The sequence below is a fragment of the Bacillus sp. V2I10 genome (genome assembly GCF_030817055.1).
In the GTDB taxonomy this organism is placed as follows: Bacteria; Bacillota; Bacilli; order Bacillales; family Bacillaceae; genus Bacillus_P.
Genome location: NZ_JAUSYV010000001.1, coordinates 424,980 through 448,430, shown reverse-complemented (window position 1 = coordinate 448,430; position 23,451 = coordinate 424,980). Strand labels below are relative to the sequence as shown.

Genomic DNA, 23,451 nt, shown 5'->3' with positions numbered 1-23,451 from the left:
AAAACCACCCTATTATTTGGTAGTAGCTGCTTTTTTATCTTCGCTGCTTTTTTCTTTGTTTGACTTGCGGTAAAAGTCAAAAACGAGCTTATAATAAGCATTTGCCATCATCCAGATGCTTTCATTCTCATCTTCAAAGAAGTCAATATTGTAGCCGTCAAGATTGTTATTAAGCGTTTTAAGGTAATCTTTCAGAACAACGGCTCCTCCGCCGACAAAATAGCAGATTTCAGTTTGTGAGTTCTTTTGCCAAACGTTGCGCAGGTGGCGGTATTGCTTCTTCGCAAGATCTAAGAGAATGCGATCCGTAATATCATGAACGCTTGTGCGGCTTCCTCTTACATAGATATGATTGCGGTCAGTCTTCTTGGTGATGATTTCTACTACATCACGGCGGCTGTCAAGTTCAACACCATGCTTAGAACGTATCTCTTCGCGGATTGCTTCAAGTGATTCTACAACGCCAAGGTTAAAGCCCTGTGCTTTATCGTCATCTACATTGCGGTTTTTAATCACTGCGATATCAGTAGAAAGGCCTCCGATATCCTGGATGATGATGCGCTTATCAATCAAGTCTTTATTGATGATGTTTAAATCCTTGTCCATCACTAAGTTGATATAAGCTGCAAATCCTTCAGGATATACTTTCACTTCGTCAAATTTGATGTTTACTTTTAATCCCTGATATTTAGGAGTAATCAAAAATTCAACCTGATGAACATTTCCAAGAAGCTTAGAGCGGTAACCGACATCCTTGCCTTCTTTTGCTTCTCTTAATGGAAGTCCAGTGCCTAGAGTATATGTTGCATCAATGACTTTGTTATTTCTGCGGAACACTTTTTCATTTTCAGGCTTTACTGCATCAAGTGCAATTGAAGCAAACAGCATAACTAACGTTTGATCTTCCTCTGATTTGCTGCTGCCAGGATCAAGCTCAGAAGCATTGTCGCTTTTTGTAGCTAAGTGGCCAACACGGTAAATAGCATTATTTTCTTTTAAAGCAGGGGAGTGAACTTTAATATGGATTCCATCAAGCGGATCCTTGCTGTCTAATTCTTCGATTCCAATGACCGGACGATCTTCAATGTCTCTTGCAATGACATTCGGTATGTATAGTTGAGAGTCGTATTTTCCGAAAATTGCTTTTACTGCATCATTTCCAACATCGATTGCTGCGATTCTAGAATTACTCATGAACACCATTCCTTTCACTTCATGAATTAGTATAAAAATCCATTCTATTAAAGAGTATTAGAGATTGATAGTTTCGTCAATAGAGTTAAAATGATTACGTTTTTGTATACTTGTTTACAAAAGTGTTTACAACGCATACAAATATGTATACAACATCAACAATTTGTATACATCCTTTCACACCGGGATGCGTACACATTTGTATACATGTATACATTACTTGTAAACAATTTATTACATTTTGTTTACAAGTACACATAAATTGTATACATGTAAACATTGCCCCTTAATATGGAAACGGATCGTGATCAGCAACAGCTAATTCATTTTGTTACTCTTGAAATTAGGGGAAATAGTGACAGGTAAAAAAGCGTTACGTGTCGAAATAGATCATTTTAAAGGAGAAAAAGGAGAACGAAAATGACATCATTTCCACAATTAGAAACGAACCGTTTACGGCTAAGGAGTATTGAGAGTTCTGACGCTGTGAAATTGTATGATTATTTCTCAAACAAAGAGGTAACAAGGTATTATGGAATGAATTCTTTTAAAACATTAGAGGAAGCAGAGACTCTGATTCATTCGTTTCAAATTGGCTATCAATCAAATAAACTCATACGCTGGGGAATTGAGCTCAAAGAGACAAATGAACTGATTGGCACATGCGGATTTCACGCACTGTCAAAGAAGTACAAACGAGCTGAAATAGGCTATGAAATCTCTCATTTACATTGGCACAAAGGCTTTGCATCCGAGGCCATTAAGGCCGTACTTGCTTTTGGGTTTAAGGAGATGGAGCTGATCCGAATCGGGGCGGTGGTTATGCTTGAGAATTCCCCTTCCAGAAGCGTTCTTCTGCGTTTAGGCTTTAAAGAGGAAGGAAGGCTAAGGAATTATATCATCCAGGATCAAATGCCATGCGATGTTATCATGCATTCTCTCCTTGAGGAAGAATGGAAAAAAAGCAGCTTCAGTTGAATGCTGCTTTTTGATTATATTGGTTACATTTCAGTCTGAAGCAGTCTTTCAAGGCATCTTCAACGACAAACATAATTAGATTTCATTATAAGCAGGTAATAATGTGCTGCGCCCTGCTTTTCATTGAGAGAGATAAAGATTGTCCTATAAGAGAAATAGCAGAACCGGTTGAAGCCGTATCATAAACATAAACAACTTCTCTGAAAAAAGGCACATAACAGAGTCTAATTTTATGCATCATATACGCTTCAAAAACGCACATTATGCATATAGTACAGAAATTTCCGGGGTGGTTAAATTGATAGTATGGTGAACCATGCTATATGTGCTGTCTTAATGAATATTCTATTACAGTTTCTTTTTAATCAAATATCATTCTAACCTAATCTGTACCATAAGAAATCCAGTCATTATTTGACTGGATTCAGCTTTTCTATAAACACTACTTTTAAATAATTTCCCTCTTGGAATTCTTTTATCGTTTTAAAGTCATCCGGCAGAGAAAACTCTTCTTTTATCTTATGTTTTCCGCCCGTTTCTTTAAAGGCGGTGTCGATAAAAGCTTTAAATTTCTTCATTGAGAACGTGCTGCAGTTTGTTGATGCGACAATGACCCCATGTTCTTCCGTTAAAGCAATGATTTCTTTAAGCAGGTCCTTATAGTCCTTTGCAGCACTGAAGGTATATTTTTTAGATCTTGCAAAGCTTGGCGGGTCAAGAATGACAAGGTCAAACTTCAGATTTTTTTTCAGTGCATATTTAAAGTAATGAAAAACATCTTCAACAATAATATCCTGTGCTTCATAATCAATCTCATTTATGCTGAATTGCTCGATGGTTTTGCCGAGACTCCGGTTTGCCAGGTCAACACTCGTTGTTTTTACAGCTCCGCCGAGTGCAGCAAACACAGAAAACGCGCCTGTATAGGAAAATAAATTCAGAACTGTTTTTCCTTTTGCATAACGGTCTCTAATCGTCTTTCTTACATCCCTTTGATCAAGAAAAACACCAACCATTGCGCCATCGTTTAAATATACAGCAAATTTCACGCCATTTTCCTTTACGATTAACGGAAATTCAGGCCTATGCCCTTCTACAAAACCATCTTCCTCAACAAACTTCCCTTTTGAATCAAATCGTTTTTTCTGATAGATCCCGCGGATCTCAGCACTCTTCTTTAAGGCCTCAAGAATGAAGGAATTAAATTGGTAAATCCCTTTACTGTACCATGTCACCAAATAGTAGCCGTCAAAATAATCGATTGTTAATCCGCCAATGCCGTCCCCTTCACCGTTGAAAACCCGGAAGGCTGTCGTTTCTACGCTTTGGAAAAGGTTCTTCCGGAACTCGATGGCAGCTTGGATTTTCTGATCAAAGAAAGATTGATTCATTTCTTCTCTTTCACTTGAAGTGAGAATCCAGCCGATTCCTTTGTTTTGCTTTCCGTAATATCCCCTGCCAATAAACCGCTGCTGATCATCAACCAGTCTGATAAGCTCGCCTTCATGCTTTAAGTTAGAAAGATTAACGACCGAATCCTTTTGAATAAGGGGGCTGCCGTTTTTCATTTCCTTCACATATTTAGATTTAATCGTGAGTGTTGTCTCTGTTTTCATAGTTCCGTCCCATCTCAAAAAAATTATGCTTATCTTATTGTTACCATACTACATGAAACAACTTGCACTTTCTAGGAAAGTCCTAATTAAAAGAAAAAAGTATATTTTTCTTTTTTAAAGGGAATTTTTAAAAAATTTCAGCAAGATGTTTCTTTTCTAAAAGGCAGGGGAATAAAAACCATAGAAACAAAAACCACACTATCTTAAGAAAGGCGGAATATAAAAATGGGCTTTATTTTATATCTTATCGTTGGCGGTTTAATCGGATGGTTAGCAGGAGTTATTTTAGGTAAAAACGTACCTGGAGGAATTATAGGAAACATCATTGCCGGTATCATCGGTGCATGGATCGGCGGAGAACTTCTTGGCACATTTGGACCAACTTTAGCAGACATCGCCATTATCCCTGCATTGCTTGGAGCTATCATCTTTGTTTTCTTATTAAGCCTTGTATTGCGTTCAATGCGCAAAAGAACATAATGAATTAGAACGGAACACCTGCTTATGAATCAGCAGGTGTATTTCATTTGAAAAAAAGCATAAAAAAACCACTGCTTTTTTTAGCAGCGGTTTAACGTTTATTAGTAAGTTGTGCGTCCGCCATTTTTACGCTTGTTAAGCATTTTCTTTACAATAGGATAGACGATTGGAGCATATTTTATCGCTTTTCTAATAAGTTTTTTCAATGTAAACTCCTCCTCTTTTCTTATTATATTCCCAAAAAGAATGCATAGTAAACGCCTTAAGAACCAAAGTACAAGTGGTAATGTGTTTGACAGCCCGGATTAAAGGCAGACCCGCACTTGGGACACGTATTGCCGCTATCAATATATTCTTGTATCGTCATCACATGACGGCAAGAGCCGCAAAGCACGGCAGGCATGTCCCGTTCAGCTTTATCCCATACCTCCGGATTGTGATCTGCAAGCTCCCCATGACATTCAAAACATGCATAGTAGGTTTCACAGCATTTAAATTTGATCGCAATAATATCTTTGTCAGTCGCATAGTGACGACATCTTGTATTTGCATCAAGAGCTACTCCTTTAACGGTCATTAAACGCACACTCCATTCTAAAAAAGATTTAATTTAAAGGATAAGGATCAATATAGGGTTAAAATGAGCCAGAAACAGGCTATACGCATCGATTTAAGTATAATAAGGTTACCCTTATAATTCACATGAAATGAAAGCAAATAGCGGTATCAGAGCGTCAAAAAACAGCATCTTAAGCTGGGGGAATGGAAATTGAGCGATGGAGCTAGACAGCAATGCGCAAGATTTTATCCTTTCCTCTATCTTAAAAAGAGGCTAATTAAAAAAGCAGGCTCCTCTTTATGGAATTAAAACAATTTTTCCCGTACTTTTTCTGCTCTCTAGATAACGGTGCGCTTTAGCGCCATCTTCTAGAGCAAATCGGGCAGGTTCAGCCGCTCTAAGTGAACCCTCCGCAATCCATCCGAACAGTTTAATCTTTCGAACATATATAATCGTCTTAGTTAATTCCAGTCAAATAAATGGTTTTCGGCTCCCTGTGATATAATAAACAGATTGAATCGATTATCGGAGGAAATGTATGCTTACTTTTGAACAAAAACTTGCTGTTATTGAATCATTTAAAGAATTGGAAAGAAAGAACGGTTTCCCTTGGAAGAATCAACTTTCATTTTGAGGAAAGTATTTACGATAAGAAAAATGTTGTCTATCATCTTCATCCAAACGGAAATGGTTTCGTTTATGCTGAATATGTAAAAGGGTACGCTGCGAATGATAAAGGCATGGTTAACATTCGTGATTTTTCTGAAGAAGAATTGCGCAGCATCATCAAAAAATCCATTCATTCGCTTTCTGTGCATGAAGACGAGCAAATAGAAGAATTTGAAGATGAAAAATGGACAAATGAGGATGGACAGACTCTTGTTTTGATTCAGGAAGATGACATGTGGAATGTCTACGCTGGGTTAAACCTTGACGGCACGTTTACCACTTATAAAGAGGCTGCAAACTACTTGCATGAAGAAGGGTTTTCAGCTTAAAAAAGAACCGCGGGCACATGTGAAGTGTCACGCGGTTTTTTCTTTAAGCAAGCCTGCTCATCAGCTCTTCAATCTCATATACAGTCAATTCGCGCCACTCCCCGCTGCTTAAGCCTTCTACAGACAGATTCATGATCCTCTTTCTTTCAAGCCTCACTACCCTATGACCAAATACTTTGCACATTCTGCGAATTTGACGATTAAGTCCTTGAGTAAGAATGATGCGGAATTCGCAATCGCTGATCCTCTCCACTGTACATGGTTTAGTTGTCACGCCGAGTATTTCTACTCCGCCTGACATTCCAAGAATAAAGTCATCGTCAAATGGCTTATCTACCTTGACGAGATATTCTTTTTCATGGCCATGTTCATAACGCATGATTTTGTTTACGATTGCACCATCATTTGTGAGCAAAAGTAACCCTTCTGACGCTTTATCCAGCCGGCCAACAGGAAAGATCCGTTTGGGAAAATCCATAAATTCGATAATATTCCCCTTTACATCTTTTGCTGCTGTACACGTAATACCCACTGGTTTATTTAAAGCCAGATAGACGGGCATGGCTTTAGGCGGGATCGGACTGCCGTCAATCAATACGATATCCCCCTCAGTAACCGTGTCGCCGGCCTCACACGTGACACCATTAATGGTTATCCGGCAATCAGCAATAAGACGATCGGTTTCACGCCTTGAGCAGCAGCCTGTTTCACTTATATATTTATTTATTCTCATCGGATTGTTTCTCTTTCATATTCATAGATTCCTTTCATCATAGCACGAAGGATGTTTTTTGCTCTACATCCAAAATAAGTAAAACATTTCTTAATCCGGCGGGCAGTGATAGAGTCTTTTAGCAAAAATCGCCCATTTATTTGCGAAAGGTGGACTTTTATTAGCGATTTTCTTCATTTTTATAGCGGAATAATCAACTTTATTAGCGATACGAATTTTTGATTTATCCTTTTACTTACTGTTTCAGCCGTTATTCTTTCCAATTAGCTGAAATAGCCTTTTATTAGCGAAAATCATTCCTTACAAGCGGCATGCCGCAGGCGCGCTGGACCTAGACATCGAAGCACAAAAAAAGACAGCTATAAAAAGCTGCCTCAATCTCTTATTCTGTTTTTTTGCTTTGTGTCATCTTTGGAATCAAAAGCCCAATCATTAGGATGACGCCAATGGCAATCAGGAGAATATACGTCATCATTAAGCCGGAATTTTGGCTAGTATCTTTATTTTCCGTTGCGGTCATACTCATCGATGGTTCTGCAGTGCCGGAGAATAAATCCATTTGTTCAGCTTTGGATTTAATTGTGTTTTTCTCTTTCGTGTAATTTGTGAAGAGCTGTTCCTGCAGATCATCCTTTTCATCCCTTGATGGCTTTTCAAAGGTTAGATCTTTTTGCTCCTCCGGTATTGAGTTTCTTTTTTCATAAAGTGATTCTTCATGCAGGTAATCCGTGTTTTCCTTAAGTTCTTTTTCCTCATAGATATTAGGATCGAGTTCCTCAAGGTTTGCTTCTGTCTCTGCTTTTACTGCAACCCCGCTGGTCAAACTAAAGATAACCAGAACTAGGGTTAGCAAAATGCCTGTTTTACACTTCATGGGCATGTTCCTGATTAGCCTTTTCGTTTGTGTTTTTAAGAGCATTCACAACAAACGGCAGGATGGTCAGAACAAGGATGATGCCGATCAGCACAATCACTCCCTGAGTAAATAAGTTATTTGCGTCATATTGGATCGAGATGTATACCTTAGACATCGGATCTTCATACGTGAAGTTAGGCGCTGCTAATGCAAGCAAAGGACTGATAAAGAACGCAACAAGACCTACACTTGCAAGCCAGCCTGTAAAATTGCCGAGCAAGAACGCTACCCGTACAATTGTTGATGCTGCAAATAACAGGAGGACTGTAAAGATTGACCATTGAATAGCACGTTCATCTGTAAGTGTGTATATATTTAAACCGAATACGCTTATGATGAGCCCCACAATTAAGTTTAAAAGGCCAAACATAGAGCCTCTTACTAATAACGGTGCTGCTTTAAAATAATGACTGAAGAATCCGATCAGCAAGCTGCTGATTAGGATGATAACAAGAATAACGACCGGCGGAACCGCTTTTGCCTGAGCAGTCGGTGCTTCCCCGCTTATTTGCAGCGGATTGGCAAGATGCTCATAAACATAGCCGTTGTTCTGTCCATCTACAAACGTATTGCCGAGAATACTGAAAACGTCATCTCTGACAAGCTGTGTTGAAGCTACATTCGTTGCCCATTTATCATTTAATAGATCCGCTTCAGATTGAACTTCATTCACTTTTTTCTGGAGGACATCCGTACTGCTTACAACCGTCTCCTGTCTGTCCCCAAGCGAGTTCATCAAATCTGTAATCATAACCAATTCCTGACTGATATTTTGCTGATTGACAACAAGTGTTGTACCGTCCGAATTTTCAAGCGGCATTCTAGAAGCTGTATTTTCTGATTCCTGAACTTGGCTGAGTACGCTATTTGCGCTCTCTTCCATAGAAGCAAGATCCTCTAATATAGCTGTCTGCTGAGCATCGAGCTCCTTGCTGTATTCATCTATGAATACAAGAGCGGAAGCATGGACTTCTTTCATTTCTTCTTCAGTAGCCGGCAGCTCCTGATTTAGCTTGTCCCATGCGCCTTGTTCTTCTTCATTGATTGATAGAATGGCAGCTACTTTCGTTTTTTGCATTTCATCTGCAAGGACAGCATCTTTGGCCGGATCTGATGAGTTATTCATACGCTTGGCGGCTGCCTCATACTGGGACAAAATCGTATGGTATTTCAGTACATCGTTCATTGATGCATTTCCGATAGGCCCGCTGAACACACTCTCAAGTCTTTGCTTTCTTTCAGGACTGAGCGAGTTAAGAATGGTTTGTTCTTGTTCCATGATGGCAGCTGAACCTGAGTTCATATTATCTGTCAGCTGTTTGATCTTTTCTGCCAGTTTGCTGTTTTCATCTTTTAGAAGCTGATTTTCTTCTAATAGTTTTGCATTGTCTTCTGTCAGCTTTTCATAAAGAGCAAGTAATTTATCATACTCACCTTTCCATGAGTTCTGATCTTCTTTTGACTTAATCGATTCTTCGATTGCAGCAAGCTGGGCTGCCATATCCTCTAATTCAGTTATCGCTTGTGTTACTTGATCCGGTTTTGGGTCCGGAATGGTTTCCAGAATTGTCTTCAGATTTTTCATCTGTTCTGAAACAGCAAGAATGTTAGCCCGCTCCTCTTCCATGTTGGCAGGACTTTCATTTTCGTCGGGAGTTTCTGGTTCAGCGTCCCCTCCACCATCTTCAGGAGGCCCTTCTTCTCCGTTACCTGGTTCCTCCCCGGGACTTCCTTGCTTAAGGCTTTCCCTAAGAGGAATGAGCTCCCCTTCAAGACGGTTCAGTGTATCCTGGTTATCCTTCATAATATACATGTCCACATAATTACGGTGAACAGTCTCAAGCTCTCTTGCCTGGCGTTCTGTTTGGCTGAGCCTTACACTGCCAAGGTTTTCTGCTGTTTTTTGATTCTGATCAAGCTGCTGCTGAATGTCAGTCATTCTTGATGCAAGCATGCTTCCTTGTTCGTTAAATGCCTGCTGCGTTTCATTCTGTACTTGATCCACTTCCGTTGTTCCGCCCTGAATGGCCGTTAAACTTTCCTGCTGGGCTAACGTCAGAAGCTGCTGCTGATCTTCCTGATATGCCTGATATTCATCAACATACTCTACGAATGAAGCAAGGCTTTTCTCAAATTGCTCGACCGTGTTTTTTTGTTCAGGCGTTTCTTGTTCAGCCTGTTTTAGTGTCGTTTGCAATTGCTCAAGCATTTGCTTTTGCTGATCTAATTCCCCAGCCAGATCTTTAGAGCTTGGTTTATAAAAATTCAGCATGGCATTTTGAAAGGCAATTTCCTTTTCGAGAATGCGGTCAAACTCTTCTCTTACATTCTCCATGTCCTGTGCGACATAGCTCCAGTACAGCGAAGACATTTGCTTATTTACGCGGCCTGTAGCGTCTTCCAGTGCGCGGAGCACTCTTTGTCTGTTTTCAGCATTCAGCTGATTTTGGACCACATATTCAAATTCTGCTTTAGAAGGCTGCTGTTCATCATAAGTTAAAATGTTGGCAGAAAAATTGGAAGGAATATAAATGACAGCGTCGTACTGCCCGTTTTTCAGCCCGTTAACTGCGGCACTTCTACTTAAGATTGTCCAGTCGTACTGGGAATCCTCGTCAAGTATCGCTGCAACTTCCTTTCCGAATTGAACAGGTTCAGCTTCTGTATTTTCCCCTTCAGCTTTTTCTGTTCCGATGTCCTCATTAACGACAGCGATATTTCTTGTAGCTTTCTCCTTTATTTCCAGCGGATTGTCCCCGATGAATTGGAAGAAGAGAGCAGGCACTGCTAAGATAAGCAGCACCGCAGCTATCATTTTAATCGTATGTTTTCTTTGATCTGTCATGTGTAGATCTTCCTTTCAATGACACAAAGAGGAATTTGTATTTTCGTTTCTTTGCCATTTTCCACATAGTATCCGAAGCCTGGGTGAATATCGCTTTCTTTCCGGCTGTAAGGCAAGGTATATAGGGTTTGCTCTGATTTTTTCATTAAAATGAGTGCCTGGCGGATTTGTTTGATTTCACTTGTGAACGCATCAAATCCTTTTGTCAGCTCGTTGTTATTTCCTGAAACAATGACATTAAAGCCGAGGTGGCTGTAGTTTTTCATAAATCGTGTCAAACGGTCTTGCAGCATACTGTCAAGAGATTGCTGGAATCTTGAATAGCCGTCAACGACAAGCATAACCGGCGAGAAAGCTAAATTATTTACAACACCCTGCTGGATTGCTGTAAGGTAGGTTTGTTCTCTGTCTTTAAGAAGTTCTTCTGTTCGATCAAGCCACGATGATATTTGTTCTTTCGTGTCAAGATAAGCAATCTTTTCTTCAGAAGCATAGCTTGCCAGTCCGCGGTCAATCGAATCAAATATACCAATAGATTCGGTCGGCTGAAGCAGGGCTGTGTTCAAGATGACTTTAAGAACATTTGTCTTCCCTTTTTGAGTCTGGCCGAGTATGATGCAGTGCTTTGTTTTCGCCAGATTCACGCTGACAGGCTGTACATGCTCTTCATCAAGTCCGATTGGAATCACGCCTGTTTTCTGAGCATCAGCAGTGAACTGTGTAAAGTTGATCATGGTCAGTTCAGCAGGAAGCATTGGGACAGGACGAGGAAGCTTGTCATTCTTGTACTTCACCTTCAGCATTCCAATTTCTTCTTTAATGGAATCAAGCAGCTCATAATCATCCTCTCCATCAGCAGGCAGGAAAATTTGAGAGAAATATGCCTGATCCTTCTTGATAATGGCGCGTCCCGGAATTGGTTCAGGCGCAAACGGGACTTTTCCAATGGCCATGTATGTTTCAGTCGTATCCATAAGATAATGAAGGATTTTCGTTTTCATACTGTTCATCAATGATTGTCTGACAGACTGTACCCTTGTGGCTGTAAAAATCATATAGATGCCCAGAGACTGGCCATCACGCGCAAACTGAATCAGCTGCGTTTCAAGCTCCTGCATTTCCTCTTTCACGAGATCAAAATTATCAATGGCAATATACATAAGAGGGAGCTTGTTTTTACTTAATGAATTGTACATTTTGATGCTGCTGACCTCTTGCTGCTGAAACAATTGCTTCCTCCGTGAAATCTCATCTTTTACGATTCTCATAAACTTATCAATTTTCAGCTCTTGATCGAGCTGGAAATAATCCGCTGTATGCGGCAGCTGTCTAAGCGGCAGCAATGTCCCATTGCCGTAATCTATGACGTAATAGTGGGCTTCCTCAGGGCTGAGCCTTGCCGCGATGCCAAAAAGCAGAAGCATCACAGTATGTGATTTCCCATAGCCGGAAGATCCGAAGATGGCGATGTTGCCGTCATCCATCAGCTGATACGAGTATGGGGTCTGGCTTTGCTTTTCAGGCTCATCAATCAGACCAAGATAAATTTCCTCATGTTGCAGGGAAGCATATTGATGGCGCGAAATTCTGTTTTCAAGCGGCGGGAGCCATGGACTGTTCAGCTTGCGAATACCCATTTTTTCCTGCAATTCTTCAATTTTATCGACGATCACTTCAATCTGTGATTCCGTATCTTTTTTATGCTGTTTAGAAGATGAGACATTTGATAACGGCTGCAGACCAAGGTCTGTCACGATCGCTACCTCATCTTCGGACTCTGATGTTTCCTCTAGATAAGGCGCTCCGCTCCATGCTGATTGGAACAGCTCGTAAACTTCATTATTGCCTACCTGCAGGTATCCTCGTCCTGTAATAGTAATAGAGGCGGCATCTGAGTTTTTCAAAATCTCTTTACTGTCGCTTGCATCCTGAACCTTAAGGGCCACTCTGAATCTGGCATTACTCCAGATTTGGTCATCGATGACTCCTCCAGGCTTTTGTGTTGCCAGGATGAGATGCACGCCTAAGCTTCGGCCGATGCGCGCTGTGCTGACAAGCTCCCTGATAAAATCAGGCTCTTCGCTTTTTAATTCCGCAAATTCATCGGAAATTAAAAATAAATGAGGCAGAGGTTCTTCGGCCTGATTGCGTTTATAAAGACTTGTATAATCATTAATGTGATTGACCTGATACTGATCGAACAGACGCTGGCGCCTTTTTAATTCACTTTTAATTGATGCAAGGGCACGGGCACTGAAGTTTTTGCTGCCTTCAATGTTTGTGATCGTGCCAAGCAAATGCGGCATATTTTTAAACGGCTGCGCCATTCCGCCGCCCTTGTAATCAATCAGCAGGAAAGCTACCTCATGAGGGTGGAAATGAACAGCCAATGACAGAATATAGGTTTGAAGGAATTCACTTTTACCTGAACCGGTAGTACCCGCTAATAGACCGTGTGGCCCATGCGCTTTTTCGTGCAGGTTTAATTCAACTACATCTTCCTTGCCCTTTAGTCCTACTGGAACAGCAAGAGATTTTGCCGATTCCCGCGTCTGCCAGTTTTGCTCAATCGGGAGATCATCGACTTCTTTTACATTGACCATCTCTAAAAAGGAAACGCTTTTTGGAATCGAATTTGTCATTCCCACTTGGTGATCAAGCGTACGAAGCATCCGGGCGAACGACTCATTTCCCTCATGCTTATGTAAATCCAGCTTAAAAGGAATCGCAGCCGCTTTTTTCTCCTGAATGAGAATGTCCCCTTCTTGATCGTTGACATACCTCACAAGCGTGTGGATGTTATCAGACAGGCTCTCTTTCGCTTCGGCAGCAAAAATAACGGAAATGCCTAAATGTGAAAACTCGCCTTCTAAATATTCCAAAATCACATGATCAGAGATAAGCTGCTGATTAGTAATAACAAAAATAATGTGAGGTGCAAACCTTGTGTTTTCTTTCTTTTCTTCCAGATCACGCTCACGCAGCATTTCATAGATCGAAGTAAGCAGCTGATCTCTTGTTTGCTCGTTATAAATCATGCCTTTTGCAAATGCGTGCGGAAGCTGAAAATGCGGTAGCCATTTCAGCCATTCCCAGCTCTTGTATTCTTTTTCATTAAAAATAAACACAAAGCGGACATCATGATAGCTGTGTGAAAATGCAAGCTGTCCAATTAATTGATGAAGTTCATTTTTCATGATTGCTTCTTTCCCGATCAGTCCCATTGCACCCTGGGAAAGGTTCACACTGATTGGCACTGAACCAATTTCCCTGTATACCTTTTCCATTTGCTGTGACTGTTCAAGCAGATCATCCACTTCTCTGTTCGCCATATCGTTTGAGCTAAGTGAAATTTGATAGCTTGATTTAACGGTGCCCGTTCCGATTCGAAGCTCCAGAAAATCATTGCTTTCAGGCGTTCTTTCCCAAATTCGGTCTGATATTTGCCGCGTCATATACTTCATTTGTTCAAAAGAAGGAAAATGGTAAGACAGTACCTGGCGCTGCTTTTCAGCCACCTCCTGAAGCTCATGGCGTTTGTTTTCAAGATATTGTGTGTACACGCGGAGTCTGCGCTCTTGGCGTTTCTTGTAATTTCCTTTTTCTCTGAAATATTGCGCCGTTGACGTGATCAGCGTCATCACAAACATAACCATGGAGACGATGATAAAAATGCCCCGCGGAGCAACAAGAGCTACAATTCCCATCGCAATCATCATGACAAGCGGCGGCAGAATAATCAGCCACAGGCTCCGTGATTGATCGTCCCCTTCCTGCGCTGGGAAAGTGAGCGAAATTTTATCTTTCGGAAGCTCATAGATCATCCGCGGCGTGCGGCGGTAGATCGGATATTTTTTGCTCATTTCAGATCTTGGTTTTTCCGTATGGGGCAGGGTTGAATGAAACTCATCTATGCTCAAAACCTGTATCAAATCGTCTTCTATCAGCCGGACCGTCATAAACGGCCAGAAGAGAATGTCCCCAATTTGCAATTGCGTGAGACACTCTATCTTCCTTCCATTCAAATAGACCTTTTCACCCTCAGGCGAAACCTTCCAATGACTTCCTGTTTTTAACAAGGTGAGAGAGCCTTTTCCGAGAACGGGAAAAGTACCCTTATCTTTATAAATGTGAGCCTCTTTAATGGTCGCTGAAAAAGAAATTTCGTTTTGAAATCCAATATAGTAGGCTTCTACTTTTTCAGGCGCTGGCGTTAAAAAAATCGTCAGCTGTTCTGAATGATCCTCAAGATGGAATGGCTCTTTTACTGCAGCCTTTCCAATGGGTTTGTCATTCTGAATAATGACAAACCCATCTGTTTCTTCTTTTTTTGCAACGGTCAAAGCTCCTTCAGAAAAAGGGAAATTCCTGACTGTCAGCGTGTGCTGAATCTCTGAACCGATGGAAATCGGGCGAAACGCTTCTTCGTTCACCTCAAATTGCTGATAGGATTCACCGTGAAAAACCCATAAAATACTCATGAAATCACCTCCTGTTGCCTATAATCGTCAGTTGGAACCCGATTTTGCAGGAGCGGCTGGCTTTTTCTCTGCAGCTTTCGCCTGCTCAGCTGCTTCCTTTGCCTCTTCTTCTGCTTTCTGCTGTTCTTCCACTTGCTCTTTCGCCTTCTGTTCTTCCTCTAACTTTTGTTCTTCTTCTTTCTTCTGGGCTTCCTGTTCTTCTTTAAACTGTTTTATTTCTGCATCAATTTTTTGAAGTTCCTGCTGCTTTTCTTCACTGTTCATTTCAGTATCCGCTTTTATTTGATCCTGGTATTTAATCAGTCCAAATACAATCAGATCACGGTCCTCAAGATTTCTTGCAAGATCGAGTGCTTCTTTAGCCTCGCCTCTTCCAATATGTATCCAATACTCAAGGTACTGCGGATCGGATTGAAGGGTCAGCGTGTTTTGCAAGCTTTCCTTTTGGTCTTCTGTCAAAGATTCATTGACTATGTAAGACGATGCTAATTGAAATTTAACAACGTTAGGCATTTCTTCTATGCTGTAGCCTGCAAGAGTGCTGACTACTTCACTGTAATCGTTGCCCAGATAGTATTCATTGCTCTCTACAAACGCTTCTTGTTTAGGATGAAGGGAAAAAAGGGAATAAGCTGTATAAATAAGTGCAGGAACAAGCAAAACAAGAAATCCCAGAGCTATGTACCGTGTAAGCTTCCATTTCTTTTCCGGAATGGAGACAAGAGCTGCATTCTTCTTGTCGATTTCCCTCATGTTCTTTTCTATCAGGGTTAACAATTCAGGATAATCTGCCGCTGAAAGCAATTCCCTGGATACTGGTGAAATGTCCAAAGTTTCATTGAATTTCAGATATTGCTCAAAGGTATATTTGGAATCAACAGCAGCTGCAACGCAGGCTTTCAGTTCCTGCCATAGCCTGTCACCGTCTTGTTCATAGGGAGGAATGCTTTCCATTACGCCGTAATGAAGTAAATAGGGCGTAAAGCTTTGATCAAATAAAATGTTTTCAGGACATACAATCAAATGAAGCCGCGATAACGAGTGATTTTTTACCTTTTTTACCAGCTGATAGGAAAAATTCCACTTGCTTCGCTCTTCTTTTTTATTTAAACTGGAAAAACCCAAATAAGTCTCAGGCGGCTGAACATGAACCCTTAATTCATCTTCAGTCAAAACGATTTCCCGCTTAATGGATGGATCCATTTCTTTTAGCATATCGATTTCTGCTGCTTGATCCAGTTTTACTTTTTCTGTTTGAAAGATGAAAGTATAGCCATCTTCCCTCGTTATGACAGCTTCAAGCTGCTGCTCTAAATATGACGGTTTTTTTTCTGACATTGAGAATGACTCCTTCATAGGATTTCAAAACGATCTCCTGTTGTAATTCCGCATTCTACAAGCTTATGGTTGCCTGATAGGACAATCTGCTTATTGGGAACGCGCACCCAATACCCTTCTCGAGGTGGGTCAGAAATGCATCTTGTCTGCCATACTATATCCACTACTTTTTTGACAGAGTGATAATTTGATAGACGCAAATCAAATGTTTCTCCTGTGTAATGCTTCAAATCGATTGTCACTTCAATATACATGCCTTTTCACCTCAAAAATGAAGAAGCGCCATCATCTGATTTAGAATGGGCGCTCCTTTCTGCACTTCATTAGATTGTCAGATCCTATTAACCGCGGATTTGGCCTGCAATGTTTGCATCAGCCTCTTGAAGAGCGTGTGCTGTCTTCTCTAATTGTCTTGAAATATCTTCAACTAAATGCTGCATATCTACGAAAGAAGGCTTAAGCTGTTCATATTGATCTCTGAAAGCGTTGCTTGCTTCCCCTTCCCACATAGCCTGTAATTGACCAATCATGCTGTCTAGGCGTCCAATAAGAAGACCAAGCTCTCCACCTTCATTGTTATAACGTTTTGACATATCGACAAGTTCTGCAGGGGTAACGCGAATAATTCCTGACATTTTCATCTCTCCTTTTACACGAATTTACATTAATTGTATAAACAAAGACCATGAAGGTCAATTGTTACTTCTAGAATACTAGTAAAATGGTACATTCTATCTACTATTATGTAATAGAGGAAGAATATTACTGGATTTATCGATCCTGTTATTAATTACCCATGTAATTTACCGGTAAAACCTATTTTAAGGAAATTTTTATAATACTTTTCCATATTTTTAATAGAAAAGTCCTATTCTTGATTCCCGGATTATTTGTATTAGTCTAACCCACTTAATTAGGGGAGAATAATTTTTTCATATTCTATATATGGATTTTTTGAAAGGAATTGACCGGGTGCGTGATTTTATCCAGCCGGTTCTTTCTTATCATATCGAATGGTCATGTATTGAGCATTCGTATCGTTCACCAAATTGGAATATTGATTCGCGAGCATATGATTGCTATAAATTTGCTGGCTGATGACTGCTTCATTTTCGGAACGAAGCTTGGTCAGTTCAATAGATATTTGTTCTATAAACTCTGCCGTACTCCCTGCAAGCTCAGCTCTTATCAGATTTGAAAGCTCAGCCCCTGCAGAAGCCAGCGTTTCAAGCTGGAAATTAAGAGGATCCGCTTTGTATCTTAAATCCTTAGCAGAATCAAACACGTGCTCTTTATAAAGCTGGTGCACACACATTCCTCCTTATCTGAGATCAAAAATAGAAGCAATGTCCTTTTCTTCTTGAAACATCTTTTCAATGGATGTCTTTATAGAAGAAATGAGTTTTCTCCCTTTATCGAATTGATCCTGAAAATGATGGACCGTTTCATCTAAACGGTCTGAAAAGGCTGCAGGCAGCACTGGAATTTGTTCATGAACATGAATGCTTTTCACTTCATATTCGCTTCCTATGGCAAGCAGCTTTCGATAAGAACGCGGATTAGATTCCATATCATGAATCTTGCTTAGAAGATCTCCTTTTCTTCTCTCGTAATCCTCAAAGAAAACAGCCTCAAAAGCACGCTGGTATCTTCTCAGAGCAGCCTCCTGATCATCATAGGAATCCATTCCTGATTGATAAATCCTCACAGCTGAAGAGAGATTGACTTCGATTTTCTGTCCATTCCCGCCAACTTTAAAGATAAAGAGACTTCCGCCTTCATAACATCTGCCTTTTTTAGCAAGGGCATTGGAAACCTGCTGAAGGCTGTGGCCCTCTACCGCCTCGCCAAATTCCATCTTTGCCTCCTCGATGATGGCCTTAATTGTGTCAAAACGTCCAAAAAGCTGATTGATTTTCGCATCAATTGCTTCAAAATGATCTTTAATAGCAAACAGTTTTTGTACAATTTCTATGGGATTAAGAGTTAGAAGCCCATCCATCGCCGTCAAATCTGCAAGACTTGCAATCAAGCTCTGGATTTCCTTTACATCCTGCTCCATTCCTTTAAGTTCATCCACAATAAGGTCAATTTCCCCGCTCGTCAGATCAGTAAAAATGCTCAACAGGACCGGAAGATTTTTAATCAATTGCGGCAGCTGCAAAGTCCTTGAGATTAACTGCAATCTCGTCAAATTTCTTAACCGTCTCCCACACAGCTTCAGCAGCACCAACTGGATTATCCGTGATGCTGATATTGGTCCAAGTATCCTTCAGTTCCTGTAAAAGCACCAAATCAACACCTGTCATCGCTTTGATTAAACCGTTATATCCTCCCGCTTTATACGCAGGCGCATACTTTACCAGGAACTTTTGCATCTCATATAAATCTTCATCTGAAAGATTGCCGATTCTGTCGCGGATGCTGACAAAATCCGCATCCGAATCCAAGATCGTCCGGCTCCCCAAATTTAGAAATCCACGAAGGTCTGATGCTGCAAACAGCATGTCTTCTTCGTTGGTGAGATGGTGAATGTTTTGGCCTTTTTCTTTGTAATGGTTTTCAGTGAAAGCTTTGAGTTCGGAGGGGGGAGGGGGAGGGGGGATGGTGTAGATTTTGTCAAAATTACTAATATCTAAATTAAATTCTCTGAATAATTCAAATCGAAATTCAGCATCTATATTTGCAAGCTGATATGAACTTGGCGGAGCATCATTTATCGCGTATACCCGGTTAAAATTTACGTATGTTAAACTTAACATCTGAATTAGATTGCCGCCTAAAGAGTGTCCGATTCCATTCTTATTCAATTCCAATTCATCCTTGCTAATATTTCTTCCTCTTTTTTGTAAAGAGTTTAATTCCGATTCAACAACCTTGTTAATTTCTTTCGTTACCGCTTCATCAAAATGCACTGCTGCATCGTACTGACTTTCATTCACTCCTGAAAAAATACCCATTGCATTGTATATCCAATCCAAGGGAGTTTCTTCGCTTTCAGCATCTCCATGCATACTCCCTTCCTTATGTTCACTTCCTCTTGTAATTGTATATGACTGATTTATTCCTTTTTCAGGATTAAAGAAATGAATAACAGTCCCATCAAAACCTGAATCTAACCCATTGGGATCCTTGTATTCGTCTGAGTAATAAATTGATATTTTAGCTGGGGGTTCTTTCCCTGTTTCCTCGATATATATCTTTCTGACATCTTCAATTGTTAGAGGTACTTGATCCTTCCTCCGTACTCTCTTTCCGCAATTCGAGCCCTTAATATATCAGAATATAATATGTTCTTCATTCTGCATTTGATATTCACCTTCAAATAATTTAATTTTATCTACTTAAGGTTAATAGACTCTATTATTGAATTAATTCTTTCATCAACATCTTTGGACAATAATTTACAGTCCTTTTCCTCCTCAGAGCAGTTACTGAAGTATGTAAATCGAATAGCTTTATCGGATTCTTTTGATTTAATATATGCCAAGTAAAAATAGTAATCTGTCTCTTCTGTTTTATCACTCGAATAATACACAGTATTTTCATTTATATCTTCACTTTCAAAATTCCCACTATAACCTGTACTCTTAGATAGCTGCCGCAATTTAATATCTGTATCAGCAGTATTGCTGTTGTCTTCAAAAGTTAACTTTATATAATATGATATATTCTTATCTTCCAATTTTTCACCAAATGTTAATGTCTCATATTTATCTTCTTGAATTTCGTAATTCCCTTTAGAAATTACAGCATTTCTAGGAAACAACATCGTATAGCCCTTTGTCTTTGATTCGAATGAATAATACCCTTCTGAAACCTCTTTGTTTGAAGCCATAAATCCCCGTGTAAACTCATCTTTAAAGGCTTCCGTTTCAGGCATTGATGAAGCATCTATTTTACCGTTTTCTTTTTCTTTGCTCATTCCGCAACCCCCAGTAAAGATCAGCATAAAAACTAAGCTAAGCTGTATTATTTTTTTCAATGGATGGGCTCCTTTCGGATATCTCGTATGTACTCCTTCTTATTACTACCATATTTTCCCACTAATGTTCAATATGAAACCCGAATAATGAAAAAATCACTACTTATTGCATGAGAGTTAGTACCTATAAAATTCCCAGCCAACACTCAATTACATGCAATTTTATGAAAATTATTCTTTTATAGATTTTTCTCTTCAAAATGAAAAAAACCGCTCCCAAAATGCGGGAGAGGATATTTTACTTGCATTTTAAAATCAATTTGCCAGCTGATTCAGAGATTCCTTCAGCACCTGTACACCTCTGATGCAGTCAGGGAGTGAGGTCCACTCCTCCGGTGAATGGCTTTTCCCATTTAAGCTCGGCACAAAAATCATTCCTGAAGGCACATATTTTCCTAGTGTCATTGCGTCATGCCCCGCTCCGCTGGGAAGAGAGAGCGTGGTCACTCCACTCGCTTCAGCAGCAGCTCGGATGATTTCCTGTATATGATCCGGCACGATCACAGGCGATATATTGATGCCGTCGTTTATGTCGACAGCCACTCCTCTTTCCTTTGAAAGATTCATTGCTTCATCTTTTAATGCGGAAATCATAGCATCTCTTGCTGCCAAATCAATATCCCTTGCATCCACAATGACCTCTGTTTTGCCGGAAATGACGTTCGTTCCGTTTGGGAAGACGTTTATTTTTCCAACCGTTGCAACAGCCGTTTGGCTGAACCTTCCCGGCGCCTGTTCAACTTTTAAAATAAATTCTGCTGCGGCCGCCAGTGTATCCCTGCGAAAGTTCATCGGCGTATTACCCGCGTGATCTGTTTCGCCTATAAACGTAAAGGATATCCAGGTTGGACCGGCAATGCCGCTGACGATGCCGATGTCTTTATTTTCTGACTCGAGGCGCTTGCCCTGTTCAATATGAAGTTCAAGAAAAGCATAAATATCCTCTGGTTTTCTGCAGGATTCTTTAACTCGTTCAGGATCATGCCCGCACCTTTTCATTTCATCATATAGTACGTTTCCTTTATCATCTTTAAATGATTTGAAATCAGCTGCGCCAACTTCTCCCATCATGACTCGGCTTCCAAAAATTCCGTTTTTAAATCGTGCTCCTTCCTCGTCTACAAAAACCGCAAGCTCTATCGAACGCTTCGGCTTCTCTTGTTTAAAAGCGATGGCCTTTATCGCAAGCAAACTGCTTAAGCATCCAAGCGGACCGTCAAATGCCCCGCCATTTGGAACACTGTCCAAATGAGAGCCTGTCATCACGACCGGAAGATCAGGCGAGCTTCCATGAAGCGTGCCGAATAAATTTCCAATCGCATCTTCCCTGACTTCTAATCCAATTTCCGACATCCAATCTTTGAAAACAGACTTTGCCTGTTTCTCTTCATTCGTATAAGGAAATCTTGTTACGCCTCCATCTGGAGTCTTTCCGATTTCAGCAAGGATTGATAATTTATCTGCCAGTTCATGTGCATCTATTCCCTCGAATTCTGGGCACTGATTAAGTTCTTTCAGCAGTCTTTCTTTCGAAAATATGGAAGCCATTTATAATTCCTCACTTTCTATGATAAATGTATATCTGCACCCGGACGAGCAGAATTCTAAGATAGGTTCTATAGACATACTCATTTTTACAGAATTTTATAATATTTCTTATTATAAATAATTCCATTTATTTAGCAAACCGTAAAACCTTAAATTGAATGCGATAAAAGGAAGAAGAAAATTTTTATAAAATTCTGCTTCATTTTCTATTATTAAGGGTAGAAGTTAGGATAACAGACAGAACATAATGAAAAGAGGAATTCGGGATGGAACAAAATCACACAATGATGCAGTTTTTTGAGTGGCATGTACGACCTACTGGAACACATTGGAACAGGCTGAAAGAGTTAGCACCGGAGCTTAAGGAAAGAGGCATTGATTCCGTTTGGATTCCTCCCGTTACAAAAGCCCAATCTGGAGATGATGTCGGGTATGGTGTGTATGACTTATATGATCTGGGAGAGTTCAATCAAAAGGGGTCTGTCCGAACGAAATATGGTTTAAAGAAGGAATTAATTGCTGCCATTAAAGCCTGTCACGATAACGGCATTGCCGTTTATGTGGATTTGGTTATGAATCATAAAGCAGGGGCTGATGAAAAGGAATTGTTCAAAGCCATTGAAGTTAATCCTGATAATCGAACCGAGGAAATATCGGAGCCAATTGAAATAGAAGGCTGGACAAAATTTACATTTCCAGGCCGTAAAAAGAAGTATTCCTCGTTCGAATGGAATTTCGAGCATTTCAACGGAACAGATTATGATGCGAAAAATGATAAAATCGGTGTTTTTAAGATTGTTGGCGAAAATAAGGATTGGAACAAAAATGTAGATAGCGAATTTGGAAATTATGATTACTTAATGTTCGCAAACATTGATTATGACAACAAAGAAGTTCAGGATGAAATGATTTCATGGGGCAAGTGGCTTGCAGATACCTTGCAGTGCAATGGATACCGCCTTGACGCCATCAAGCATATAAATCATGACTTTGTTCAGAGATTTGCTGAAGAGCTTTACGCGGATCGCGGCGAAGAATTTTATTTTGTAGGCGAGTTTTGGAAGTCTGATTTAAAAGCTTGTCAAACATTCCTGGATAACATTGATTACAAAATCGATTTATTTGATGTTTCCCTTCACTATAAGCTTTATAAAGCATCCAAGGAAGGCAGTAAATTTGATCTTTCGAAGATTTTTGACGATACACTGGTCGGATCCCACCCTGATCACGCAGTCACATTCGTTGATAACCATGATTCCCAGCCTAATGAGTCGCTTGAATCATGGGTTGAGGATTGGTTCAAGCAGAGTGCTTATGCTCTTATTCTTTTGCGTAAGCAAGGATACCCTTGTGTCTTTTATGGTGATTATTACGGAATTGACGGCGACGAACCAATTGATGGGAAAAAGGAAGCAATCGACCCGCTTCTTTATGCAAGACAAACCAGAGCTTACGGTGAACAAGATGATTATTTCGACCATCCTAACACAATTGGCTGGGTTAGACGCGGTCATGAAGAATTTGAACGTTCTGGCTGTGCGGCTGTCATCTCAAATGGTGACGAAGGAGAAAAACGGATGTTTGTCGGCGAGCATCGCTCTGGCGAAGTTTGGGTTGATTTAACAGGAACGCGGGAGGATCACATTACCATTGAAGAAGATGGATTTGCGACGTTCCCCGTTAACGGAAAAAGTGTTTCTGTCTGGGCCCGTCCTGATGAAGATGTTGAATAGATGAAAGTGAACAGCCGGTTTCCTGGATACGGAAACCGGCTGTTTTT

The 23,451-nt window shown here is 40.3% G+C and carries 18 protein-coding genes and 2 pseudogenes; 4 read left to right on the top strand and 16 right to left on the bottom strand.

The window, feature by feature from the left end; genetic code table 11:
* Nucleotides 1-12: 12 nt before the first annotated feature.
* Nucleotides 13-1,194, bottom strand: a complete 1,182-nt coding sequence (locus tag QFZ72_RS02440) for a ParM/StbA family protein (RefSeq protein WP_252202860.1) — start codon at nucleotides 1,192-1,194, stop codon at nucleotides 13-15.
* Between the two features lie 420 nt (nucleotides 1,195-1,614).
* Here QFZ72_RS02440 and QFZ72_RS02435 point away from each other — a divergent pair, with 420 nt between their 5' ends.
* Entirely contained in the window at nucleotides 1,615-2,172 is a 558-nt protein-coding gene (locus QFZ72_RS02435; protein ID WP_307428947.1) for a GNAT family N-acetyltransferase, read from the top strand.
* Nucleotides 2,173-2,582: 410 nt separating this feature from the next.
* Here the strand turns inward: QFZ72_RS02435 and QFZ72_RS02430 are convergent, their stop codons facing one another.
* Nucleotides 2,583-3,788: a class I SAM-dependent rRNA methyltransferase gene (locus tag QFZ72_RS02430; RefSeq protein ID WP_307428944.1), complete on the bottom strand. Its 1,206-nt coding sequence runs from the start codon at nucleotides 3,786-3,788 to the stop codon at nucleotides 2,583-2,585.
* A 225-nt stretch (nucleotides 3,789-4,013) separates the two neighbouring features.
* Between QFZ72_RS02430 and QFZ72_RS02425 the strand changes: the two genes are divergently transcribed.
* The gene (locus tag QFZ72_RS02425) at nucleotides 4,014-4,268 is read left to right on the top strand and encodes a GlsB/YeaQ/YmgE family stress response membrane protein (protein WP_223438745.1); all 255 of its coding nucleotides are present in this window, start codon (nucleotides 4,014-4,016) and stop codon (nucleotides 4,266-4,268) included.
* A gap of 262 nt (nucleotides 4,269-4,530) precedes the next feature.
* On the opposite strand, the gene QFZ72_RS02415 is transcribed toward QFZ72_RS02425, so the two are convergent.
* Nucleotides 4,531-4,845, bottom strand: a complete 315-nt coding sequence (locus QFZ72_RS02415; RefSeq protein ID WP_307428936.1) for a CHY zinc finger protein — start codon at nucleotides 4,843-4,845, stop codon at nucleotides 4,531-4,533.
* Between the two features lie 279 nt (nucleotides 4,846-5,124).
* Nucleotides 5,125-5,268 (bottom strand): annotated as a pseudogene (locus tag QFZ72_RS02410) (zinc-binding dehydrogenase); the annotation flags it as partial.
* A 97-nt stretch (nucleotides 5,269-5,365) separates the two neighbouring features.
* Between QFZ72_RS02410 and QFZ72_RS02405 the strand changes: the two are divergent.
* Nucleotides 5,366-5,825: pseudogene (locus QFZ72_RS02405) on the top strand (hypothetical protein).
* Nucleotides 5,826-5,868: 43 nt separating this feature from the next.
* Here QFZ72_RS02405 and QFZ72_RS02400 read toward each other — a convergent pair.
* The 12 genes from QFZ72_RS02400 to QFZ72_RS02345 form a co-directional block, all read right to left on the bottom strand.
* A complete protein-coding gene (locus tag QFZ72_RS02400) occupies nucleotides 5,869-6,558 on the bottom strand; it encodes a pseudouridine synthase (protein WP_307428934.1) in 690 nt (229 codons plus the stop codon).
* Nucleotides 6,559-6,940: 382 nt separating this feature from the next.
* Complete coding sequence (essA, locus tag QFZ72_RS02395; protein ID WP_307428931.1) at nucleotides 6,941-7,432, bottom strand: type VII secretion protein EssA; 492 nt, start codon at nucleotides 7,430-7,432, stop codon at nucleotides 6,941-6,943.
* Nucleotides 7,422-10,319 carry a type VII secretion protein EsaA gene (gene esaA, locus QFZ72_RS02390; RefSeq protein ID WP_307428929.1) on the bottom strand — a complete coding sequence of 966 codons (2,898 nt, stop codon included), beginning with the start codon at nucleotides 10,317-10,319 and terminating at the stop codon, nucleotides 7,422-7,424. The genes essA and esaA overlap by 11 nt, the downstream gene beginning before the upstream one ends.
* The gene (gene essC / locus QFZ72_RS02385; RefSeq protein ID WP_307428927.1) at nucleotides 10,316-14,800 is read right to left on the bottom strand and encodes a type VII secretion protein EssC; all 4,485 of its coding nucleotides are present in this window, start codon (nucleotides 14,798-14,800) and stop codon (nucleotides 10,316-10,318) included. Before essC ends, esaA begins: the two co-directional genes overlap by 4 nt.
* A gap of 27 nt (nucleotides 14,801-14,827) precedes the next feature.
* Complete coding sequence (essB, locus tag QFZ72_RS02380) at nucleotides 14,828-16,138, bottom strand: type VII secretion protein EssB (protein WP_307428925.1); 1,311 nt, start codon at nucleotides 16,136-16,138, stop codon at nucleotides 14,828-14,830.
* A gap of 14 nt (nucleotides 16,139-16,152) precedes the next feature.
* Nucleotides 16,153-16,392, bottom strand: a complete 240-nt coding sequence (gene yukD, locus QFZ72_RS02375) for an ESX secretion system protein YukD (RefSeq protein ID WP_223438754.1) — start codon at nucleotides 16,390-16,392, stop codon at nucleotides 16,153-16,155.
* A gap of 87 nt (nucleotides 16,393-16,479) precedes the next feature.
* On the bottom strand, nucleotides 16,480-16,773 hold the full coding sequence (locus tag QFZ72_RS02370) for a WXG100 family type VII secretion target (protein ID WP_223438755.1): 294 nt from the start codon (nucleotides 16,771-16,773) through the stop codon (nucleotides 16,480-16,482).
* A 347-nt stretch (nucleotides 16,774-17,120) separates the two neighbouring features.
* Nucleotides 17,121-17,447, bottom strand: coding sequence for a hypothetical protein (locus tag QFZ72_RS02365; protein WP_307428919.1), 327 nt, complete (start codon nucleotides 17,445-17,447; stop codon nucleotides 17,121-17,123).
* A 12-nt stretch (nucleotides 17,448-17,459) separates the two neighbouring features.
* The gene (locus QFZ72_RS02360) at nucleotides 17,460-18,332 is read right to left on the bottom strand and encodes a hypothetical protein (protein ID WP_307428916.1); all 873 of its coding nucleotides are present in this window, start codon (nucleotides 18,330-18,332) and stop codon (nucleotides 17,460-17,462) included.
* Complete coding sequence (locus tag QFZ72_RS02355) at nucleotides 18,280-19,356, bottom strand: DUF6792 domain-containing protein (protein WP_307439551.1); 1,077 nt, start codon at nucleotides 19,354-19,356, stop codon at nucleotides 18,280-18,282. Before QFZ72_RS02355 ends, QFZ72_RS02360 begins: the two co-directional genes overlap by 53 nt.
* Nucleotides 19,357-19,478: 122 nt before the next feature.
* On the bottom strand, nucleotides 19,479-20,123 hold the full coding sequence (locus tag QFZ72_RS02350) for a hypothetical protein (RefSeq protein ID WP_307428913.1): 645 nt from the start codon (nucleotides 20,121-20,123) through the stop codon (nucleotides 19,479-19,481).
* A gap of 255 nt (nucleotides 20,124-20,378) precedes the next feature.
* Nucleotides 20,379-21,671 carry a Zn-dependent hydrolase gene (locus QFZ72_RS02345; RefSeq protein ID WP_307428910.1) on the bottom strand — a complete coding sequence of 431 codons (1,293 nt, stop codon included), beginning with the start codon at nucleotides 21,669-21,671 and terminating at the stop codon, nucleotides 20,379-20,381.
* Between the two features lie 266 nt (nucleotides 21,672-21,937).
* On the opposite strand from QFZ72_RS02345, the gene QFZ72_RS02340 reads away from it, so the two are divergent.
* A complete protein-coding gene (locus QFZ72_RS02340) occupies nucleotides 21,938-23,404 on the top strand; it encodes an alpha-amylase (RefSeq protein WP_307428908.1) in 1,467 nt (488 codons plus the stop codon).
* Nucleotides 23,405-23,451: the final 47 nt, after the last annotated feature.

Bases quoted from the DNA above. Each gene is read 5' to 3' on its own strand.
- QFZ72_RS02440 (WP_252202860.1), bottom strand. From the start codon at position 1,194: ATGAGTAATTCTAGAATCGCAGCAATCGATGTTGGAAATGATGCAGTA.
- QFZ72_RS02435 (WP_307428947.1), top strand. From the start codon at position 1,615: ATGACATCATTTCCACAATTAGAAACGAACCGTTTACGGCTAAGGAGT.
- QFZ72_RS02430 (WP_307428944.1), bottom strand. From the start codon at position 3,788: ATGAAAACAGAGACAACACTCACGATTAAATCTAAATATGTGAAGGAA.
- QFZ72_RS02425 (WP_223438745.1), top strand. From the start codon at position 4,014: ATGGGCTTTATTTTATATCTTATCGTTGGCGGTTTAATCGGATGGTTA.
- QFZ72_RS02415 (WP_307428936.1), bottom strand. From the start codon at position 4,845: ATGACCGTTAAAGGAGTAGCTCTTGATGCAAATACAAGATGTCGTCAC.
- QFZ72_RS02400 (WP_307428934.1), bottom strand. From the start codon at position 6,558: ATGAGAATAAATAAATATATAAGTGAAACAGGCTGCTGCTCAAGGCGT.
- essA (WP_307428931.1), bottom strand. From the start codon at position 7,432: ATGAAGTGTAAAACAGGCATTTTGCTAACCCTAGTTCTGGTTATCTTT.
- esaA (WP_307428929.1), bottom strand. From the start codon at position 10,319: ATGACAGATCAAAGAAAACATACGATTAAAATGATAGCTGCGGTGCTG.
- essC (WP_307428927.1), bottom strand. From the start codon at position 14,800: ATGAGTATTTTATGGGTTTTTCACGGTGAATCCTATCAGCAATTTGAG.
- essB (WP_307428925.1), bottom strand. From the start codon at position 16,138: ATGTCAGAAAAAAAACCGTCATATTTAGAGCAGCAGCTTGAAGCTGTC.
- yukD (WP_223438754.1), bottom strand. From the start codon at position 16,392: ATGTATATTGAAGTGACAATCGATTTGAAGCATTACACAGGAGAAACA.
- QFZ72_RS02370 (WP_223438755.1), bottom strand. From the start codon at position 16,773: ATGTCAGGAATTATTCGCGTTACCCCTGCAGAACTTGTCGATATGTCA.
- QFZ72_RS02345 (WP_307428910.1), bottom strand. From the start codon at position 21,671: ATGGCTTCCATATTTTCGAAAGAAAGACTGCTGAAAGAACTTAATCAG.
- QFZ72_RS02340 (WP_307428908.1), top strand. From the start codon at position 21,938: ATGGAACAAAATCACACAATGATGCAGTTTTTTGAGTGGCATGTACGA.